Annotated in this window: 7 protein-coding genes and 1 tRNA gene; all 8 read left to right on the top strand. The window is 34.0% G+C overall.

All coding sequences use genetic code 11. From position 1 onward, the window contains the following. Positions 1–2,001: gliding motility-associated C-terminal domain-containing protein (locus tag Q1A01_RS23325; protein WP_299685900.1), on the top strand; the 2,001-nt coding region annotated here is incomplete at its 5' end. Between the two features lie 107 nt (positions 2,002–2,108). Beyond that, positions 2,109–3,050, top strand: a complete 942-nt coding sequence (locus tag Q1A01_RS23320; RefSeq protein WP_299685897.1) for a type IX secretion system membrane protein PorP/SprF — start codon at positions 2,109–2,111, stop codon at positions 3,048–3,050. Positions 3,051–3,062: 12 nt separating this feature from the next. After that, complete coding sequence (locus tag Q1A01_RS23315) at positions 3,063–5,021, top strand: OmpA family protein (protein ID WP_299685894.1); 1,959 nt, start codon at positions 3,063–3,065, stop codon at positions 5,019–5,021. 89 nt (positions 5,022–5,110) lie between these two features. Next, positions 5,111–5,629, top strand: coding sequence for an isopentenyl-diphosphate Delta-isomerase (gene idi, locus Q1A01_RS23310; RefSeq protein WP_299685891.1), 519 nt, complete (start codon positions 5,111–5,113; stop codon positions 5,627–5,629). Next, the gene (locus Q1A01_RS23305) at positions 5,626–6,036 is read left to right on the top strand and encodes a 6-carboxytetrahydropterin synthase (RefSeq protein WP_299685888.1); all 411 of its coding nucleotides are present in this window, start codon (positions 5,626–5,628) and stop codon (positions 6,034–6,036) included. Before idi ends, Q1A01_RS23305 begins: the two co-directional genes overlap by 4 nt. Before the next feature lie 153 nt (positions 6,037–6,189). Further along, positions 6,190–7,164, top strand: a complete 975-nt coding sequence (locus Q1A01_RS23300) for a type I phosphomannose isomerase catalytic subunit (protein ID WP_299685885.1) — start codon at positions 6,190–6,192, stop codon at positions 7,162–7,164. 41 nt (positions 7,165–7,205) lie between these two features. Then, on the top strand, positions 7,206–7,472 hold the full coding sequence (locus Q1A01_RS23295) for a hypothetical protein (protein ID WP_299685882.1): 267 nt from the start codon (positions 7,206–7,208) through the stop codon (positions 7,470–7,472). Between the two features lie 59 nt (positions 7,473–7,531). Beyond that, positions 7,532–7,605 (top strand) — tRNA-Thr (locus Q1A01_RS23290). The last annotated feature ends 150 nt before the right edge of the window (positions 7,606–7,755 follow it).

The raw sequence follows: 7,755 nt of genomic DNA, 5'->3' as shown, positions 1-7,755 counted from the left end.
TATGCAATTACTCAGGATGATATTGACGCAGGTCAGTTTACAAACCAAGCAACAGCAACTGGTGTAGCACCAGAAGGCACAATGGTAAGTGATCTATCTGATGACAACAGTATCTTAGAAGATGATCCAACGATAACAGAGATCTGTCAAAATGCTGCGATAGCTATTATCAAGGTTGGTGTGTTAAATGACGAAAATGGAGATGGATGTACAGATATTGATGAGACAATTACGTATACATTTACTGTAACTAATGAAGGGAATATAACTCTATCAGATATTTTAGTAACAGATATCCTTATTCCAGGAATTACATTTGTAGATGGTGATTTAGATACAGATGGAGAATTAGATATAGATGAGACTTGGACTTACACAGGTGATTATTTAGTTACTCAAGCTAATATTGATGATGGTGAAGTTATAAACCAAGCAACAGCAGAGGGAACAGATACAAATGGAAACCTAGTAAGTGATCTATCTGATGACAACAGTATCTTAGAAGATGATCCAACAGTAATTGGTGTTTGTCAAGATGCAGGTATAGCATTAATCAAAACTGGAATCTTTAATGACGAGAATGGTGATGGTATTGCACAAGTAGGAGAGACAATTAGTTATACATTCATAGTGACTAATACTGGAAACGTAACAGTGACAAACATTATCATTACAGATCCATTAACAGGGTTAGTATTAAATGGAGGACCAATTGCAGTGTTAGAACCAGGTGATACTGATAGTACTACGTACACTGGAGAGTATACAATTACACAGGCAAATATTGATGCTGGAGAAGTTGTAAATCAAGCAATCGCAACAGGTCAAGATCCTAATGGAGACGATGTGTCTGATGAGTCTGATGATGATAGTCCAGTAGAAGATGATACAACCATTACAATACTCCCACAAGGAGGTAGTATATCTTTAATTAAAATGGGTGTATTTAATGATGAAGATGGAGATGGATTTGCGCAAGTAGGAGAGACGATTACCTATACATTCACTGTTGAGAATACAGGTAATGTAACAGTTACTAACATTGAGGTTGATGATCCATTATTAGGAGGTGTAGTTTGTACAATACCAACATTAGCACCTGGAGAGATTGACACAACAAGTTGTACTGCTACATATACGATTACTGAACAAGATCTTATTGATGGAGAAGTAGTGAATCAAGCAATTGCTACTGGAGAAGATCCAAATGGAGATGAAGTAACAGATATTTCTGATGATGATACCAACTTAGAAGATGATGAAACAGTAACAATGCTACCTCAAGGAAGTCTTGAGTTAGAAAAAACTGGAGAAATCGTAGATCTTAATGGTGATGAATTCACACAAGAAGGAGAGCTTATTCAGTATACATTTAAAGTAACAAATACAGGAAATGTTCCTCTATTTAATATTACAATAGATGACCCATTAGTAACTGTAGAAGGAGGACCGATTGATTTACTTCCAGGAGAAATGGATACTACAACCTTTACTGCCACATATATCTTAACAGAACAAGATATAGAAGCATTGATTGTTATTAATCAGGCAACTGTAACTGGAGAAGATGAAAATGGAAACGAAGTGACAGATCTTTCTGATGATCCAACAGAAACTGCAAATGTAGATTTAGAAGAAGATGGAGAACCAGATGATCCAACAGTAACGATCATTACAGGAGTACTTAATGAAGAAGATGTTGAAGTATTTAATGGAGTAACACCAGATGGTGATAATTCTAACGATACATTTATCATACGTGGTATTGACAGATTCCCAGATAACTCAGTTCAGATCTTTAATAGATGGGGTGTAGAAGTATATTACAGAGAAGGATATGTAAATAATGATGAAGATTCATTTAGAGGAGTTTCACAAGGAAGAGCAACCATAAATAGAGGAAAAGAACTTCCAGTTGGAACTTACTATTATATCCTTCGTTTTGTAAATGATGATGGAGAAACTAGGCAACAAGCTGGGTATCTATATCTTAATCGATAATATATAAAAGTGTATCTGAGTACGCTTTCGCGAAAGCGTACTCAGAATTAAAAAAAAATAATCATATAAATACTATAGTAGAAGTATTTGTAAAAGTTGTAAAAAAAATGAAGCATTTAACAATAGGGTGTCTTATCTATTTTGTGTTTATTACTTTCAATAGTTCAGCACAACAGGATCCTCAATACTCACAGTATATTTATAATACGGTGGCTATTAATCCAGCTTATGCTGGTAACAGAGGAGTTACAAGTATTGTAGGTTTACATCGTAGCCAGTGGGTTGGTTTAGATGGAGCTCCTCGTACACAAAGTTTAAGTATTCATTCTCCTATTTCAGAAAGTAAAGTAGGATTAGGATTGTCTATTGTAAACGATGCCTTAGGCCCTTCTCAAGAGACGTATATTGGAGTAGATTTTAGCTACACAATAGACACTTCAGATAAAGGAAAACTTAGTTTTGGATTAAAAGGAGGAGGACATATCCTAGATGTTGACTTTACACGATTAAATCTTTTTGACCCTACAGATCCTCGTTTTGCTCAAAATATAGATAATAAGATTTCTCCAATAATTGGAGCAGGAGTTTATTATCATACAGATCGTTTTTATGCTGGCTTAAGTGCCCCTAATTTAATACAAACAGATCACTTTGATGAGAGCAATAATTCAAATGGCTCTAGTTTTGTAGCTGAAGAGCGTATTAACTACTATGGTATACTAGGATATACTTTTGATCTTTCCGATCAAGTAAAGTTTAAGCCAAGCACGTTGATAAAAGCAGTTGCAGGGGCACCGTTACAAGTAGACGTTACAGCCAACTTTTTATTATTAGAAAAGCTTCATTTAGGAGCAGCTTACCGATGGGATGCAGCTTGGAGTGGTCTAGCAGGTTTTCAAGTATCAGACAGTATGTTAATAGGTCTTGCATATGATCGTGAGACAACAGATTTAGGAGACACGACATTTAATGATGGAAGTTTTGAAATATTCTTACGATTTGAATTATTTAACGAATATGATAGGTTATTAACACCTAGATTCTTCTAATATATTAGAACCATGAAAAAATACTTTATTCTCTTATTTATTTTATCTACCCCTGTCATTACAACAGCTCAAGAAAGTAAAATTTCTAAAGGAAATAAAGGCTTTGATAACTATAACTATGTAAATGCTCAAAATGTATATCAAAAAGTAGCGGACAAAGGTTATGAATCTGCAGATCTATACAAAAGATTAGGCGATAGTTATTATTTAAATGCATCTTATGAAAAAGCGCAAATTTGGTATGGAAAACTTATCGAAAAGTATGCCGATAATATAGAAGCAGAAACTTACTTTAGATATGCGATCTCTCTGAAAGGAACAAAAAATTATAAACGTTCTGATGAAATCATGACACGTTTTAAAGACTTAAAATCCAATGATAAGAGAGCACTTCTTTTTAGTGAAGATCCAGACTATCTAAGAAGTATTGAAAAAAATAAGAATACTTATCAAGTTACAGAAACCTCAATAAATTCTGGATACTCTGATTTTGGTACTGCTTTTTATAACGATAAACTCATTTTCTCTTCAGCAAAAGACACAGGCGATTTTGTAAAAAGAATCCATAAATGGAATGGTCAACCTTTTTTAGATCTATACGAAGTGCCTCTAGAAATGGTCTCTAATGATGAAGTTACATATAAAGATGCAAAGAAATTTAATAAAAGTATAAATAGTCCTTTTCATGAGAGTACGCCTACATTTACAAAAGATGGTAATACGGTATACTTTACCCGTAATAATTATAATAATGGGGTATATAGAGATGATATAGACGGAACAAATAAACTGAAAATATATAAAGCAGTTAAGAATGATAAAGGTAGATGGGGTAATATAGAAGAACTTCCTTTTTCTAGTAATGATTATACGATTGCACACCCATCTTTGAGTCCAGATGAAAAAAGACTTTATTTTTCTTCAGATATGCCAGGTACATTTGGGAATGCAGATCTTTGGTATGTAACCATACAAAGTGATGGAACGTATAGTGCGCCAGTAAATCTAGGAAATGAAATTAATACAGAAGGTAGAGAATCATATCCTTTTATTAGTCAAGAAAATGACCTGTATTTTGCCTCAAATGGTCATTTAGGCTTAGGCGGATTAGATATTTTCAAAACGACTCTAGGGGAAAATGGAGAAGCAACTGAGATTATAAATCTTGGAGAGCCTGTAAATACCTCTAAAGATGATTTCTCTTTTATAATTAATACCACATCAAACATTGGTTTTCTATCATCAAATAGAAATAATGAAGCTGGAAATGATGATATCTATAAATTAGAACGCCTTAAGCCACTTGAGCCACCATGTATTATTCTATTAAATGGTCTTGTTACAGATAAAGACACAGGAGAAAAAATAAACAATGTGACTGTAACCTTATATGATACTAATAAAAACGTATTTGGAACATCTGTAACAGATGCTAATGCCACTTTCTCTTTTGATCCAAGTTGTGATAAAGAAATGCTTGTAAGAGCAGAAAAAGAAGGATATATACCTGAAGAAAGAATAATTACAATTCCAGCTACTTCAGCAGAATTGGAAGCATTATTACAATTAGAAAAGAAAAACAAACCTTTAGAACCAGGAAAAGACCTCTCAGATATATTGAATTTAAATCCAATTTATTTCGATTTTGATAGGTTTAATATTCGACCAGATGCTGCCGAAGAGTTAGCTAAAGTTTTAGTTGTACTAGAGGAATACCCTACCATGCGTATTGACGTAAGATCACATACAGATAGTAGAGGAAATGATTCATACAATCAGCGTTTATCACAAAACAGGAACGATGCTACGATACAATGGTTGGTTGATAAAGGAATAAGTAGATCACGTTTAACAGGAAGAGGATATGGAGAATCTAGTCCTGTAAATGAATGTACAAATAATGTTGCGTGTAGCGAAGCTGCACATCAAGATAATAGGCGTAGTGAATTTATTATATTGGGGGATAGATAAAGCTTATTCACGTCTATTTTAAAAAGCGTTCTTATTAAGAGCGCTTTTTTTCTGTAATAAATTCTCTATTTTGTACTTTTACATTGTATATGAAAGAAGAACTTGTCATTCTGGTAGACGAACAGGATAATCAAATAGGCTTAATGCCAAAAATGGAAGCTCATGAAAAAGCAGTATTACATCGCGCTTTTTCTGTTTTTATATTTAATGATAAAAACGAACTCATGCTTCAACAAAGAGCTTTACATAAATATCATTCTCCGGGTTTATGGACAAATACATGTTGTAGCCATCAAAGAGATGGAGAAGATAATATAGCAGCAGGTACTAGAAGATTACAGGAAGAAATGGGCTTTGTAGTTCCGCTTAAAGAAACAACATCCTTTATTTATAAAGCTCCTTTTGATAATGGTCTTACAGAACATGAACTAGATCATATTTTATTAGGATCTTATAACGGAGAACCTGCAATCAATGAGGATGAAGTTGCCTCTTGGAAATGGATGCCATTAGAAGATGTAAAAGATGACATTCAAGAGCATCCTGAAGAGTACACTGCTTGGTTTAAAATTATTTTTGAACGATTTTACTCTCACTTAGAGTCATGAGAATTACTGTAAACAGACGCGCACATTTTAATGCAGCTCATAGATTGTACAGAAAAGACTGGGACGACACTAAGAACGATGCAATTTTTGGAAAATGTAGCAACCCTAATTTTCATGGTCATAATTACGAATTGATTGTTGGAATTACAGGAGAAATAGACCAGGAGACAGGCTATTTAATAGATTTGAAAATCGTAAAAGATCTTATTAAATCTGAAGTAGAAGACGCCTTTGATCATAAAAACCTGAATGTAGAAGTTCCTGAATTTAAAGATTTAAATCCTACTGTTGAGAATATTGCAGTAGTGATTTATAATAAGATGAAACCTATGCTCGATTCAAAATTTGAGCTTACCATCACCTTGTATGAAACACCACGTAATTTTGTTATATATAAAGGTGAATGATACACAGGTATTAAGAATATTAAGTTACGTGTACAACTTCTAATGCTTAAAAACTAAGATAATCAGTATGTTAACGTGCAATTGCATATTGGAAAATAACAAATAGTTGTTTATTTTTACCCAAAGCACTCCAAATTATAAAACAACTACTTAATGAGTTTAACTAACTGGTATCCAATTCAATTTACACCTATATTAAAAGAAAAAATATGGGGAGGACAACAACTCAAAACATTTTTATCTAAAACAGATAAAGATTTGCCTTTCGGCGAAAGCTGGGAAATCGCAGACCTTCCTAATGGTCAAAGTGTCGTTGCTAACGGAGCGCTTAAAGGGAAAACATTAGGGGAGTTGATGTCCGCTTTCGCGAAAGCGGTTTTAGGAACATCTGTCGTAGAGCGTTTTGGTGAAAAATTCCCGTTACTTATTAAATATATTGACGCCGCAGACGATTTATCTGTACAATTACATCCAGATGATACACTTGCTGAAGCCTTACATAATGGCAAAGGAAAAACTGAAATGTGGTATATTCTTAAAGCAGATCCAGGCGCACAACTCATTATTGGTTTTGAGGGAGAAATGACACCAGAAAAATTTGATGCTTCTGTTACTAATGGAACTGTAAATGACAACCTTCAATATTTAGATGTAAAAGCGGGTGATTCTTTTTTTATTAGTGCAGGTTTGATTCATGCCATAGGAAAAGGAGTGGTACTTGCAGAAATTCAACAAACATCAGATATTACATACCGGGTGTATGATTACAATCGCAAGCAACCAGACGGTACATTACGTGATTTACATATAGAGCATGCCCGTAAGGCATTAAATTACACTAACCCCGATGGATATATCCTAGAACATAATCCTACAACTGTAGGGTCACAAGAATTAAAACACTGTCCCTTTTTTAAAACAGATATTACCCTATTAGACGATACTCCTTATATAATAGATCGTACAGATAGCTTTACAGTACTTATGATGGTAGCTGGAGAAATGGAATGTTCACATCAAGAGAACACCTACAAATTACGACTTGGAGAAACGCTTTTACTCCCAGCCGATTGTACTTCTGTTACATTGGAAGGTGTAGGTGCTAAATTTCTTGAAGTTTATCTGTAAAACGCTTTAAATTATCTTAATTTTGCACCAAATAATAGATTATGGCAAATATTAGAGATTTAAAGAAAGATATCAATTTTGTATTAGGCGATATCATTGATGCTGTTTACGTTTGGGAAGCATTGAATCCAGAAGGTGATGCAGCAAAAGGGGAAGCAGTAATTGATGATGCAATAGCAACATTTGATACGCTTATTGAAAAGGTAAATGATAGAAAAGTAGAAAACAGAAAAAAACATTTAGGATCGGTACGTGCTGAGCTTGAGGAAAAAGCAACAGGACTTGTAGATCGTATCAATAAATTGTAAAAATTTTTTAAAAAAGTTGTTGCAAATATGAGATTCTATTTTATATTTGCAGCCGCAATGCCGATGTAGCTCAGCTGGCTAGAGCAGCTGATTTGTAATCAGCAGGTCGTGGGTTCGAGTCCCTCCATCGGCTCTCAAAAGCTTCTCAATTAAGAGAAGCTTTTTTTTTTCTATATGTTTCTATACGACCTCAATGTGGGTGATCCAGGATCAAGACCAATTGTTGTGTTTATGCAAATATTCTAGTTAATCTAAAGAGGAAGAATTCTACATTTTTGACACC

This window comes from uncultured Dokdonia sp. (assembly GCF_947492815.1).
In the GTDB taxonomy this organism is placed as follows: domain Bacteria; phylum Bacteroidota; class Bacteroidia; order Flavobacteriales; family Flavobacteriaceae; genus Dokdonia.
Note: the sequence above shows the minus strand (reverse complement) of the source record. Positions and strands in the feature narration are given on the sequence as shown.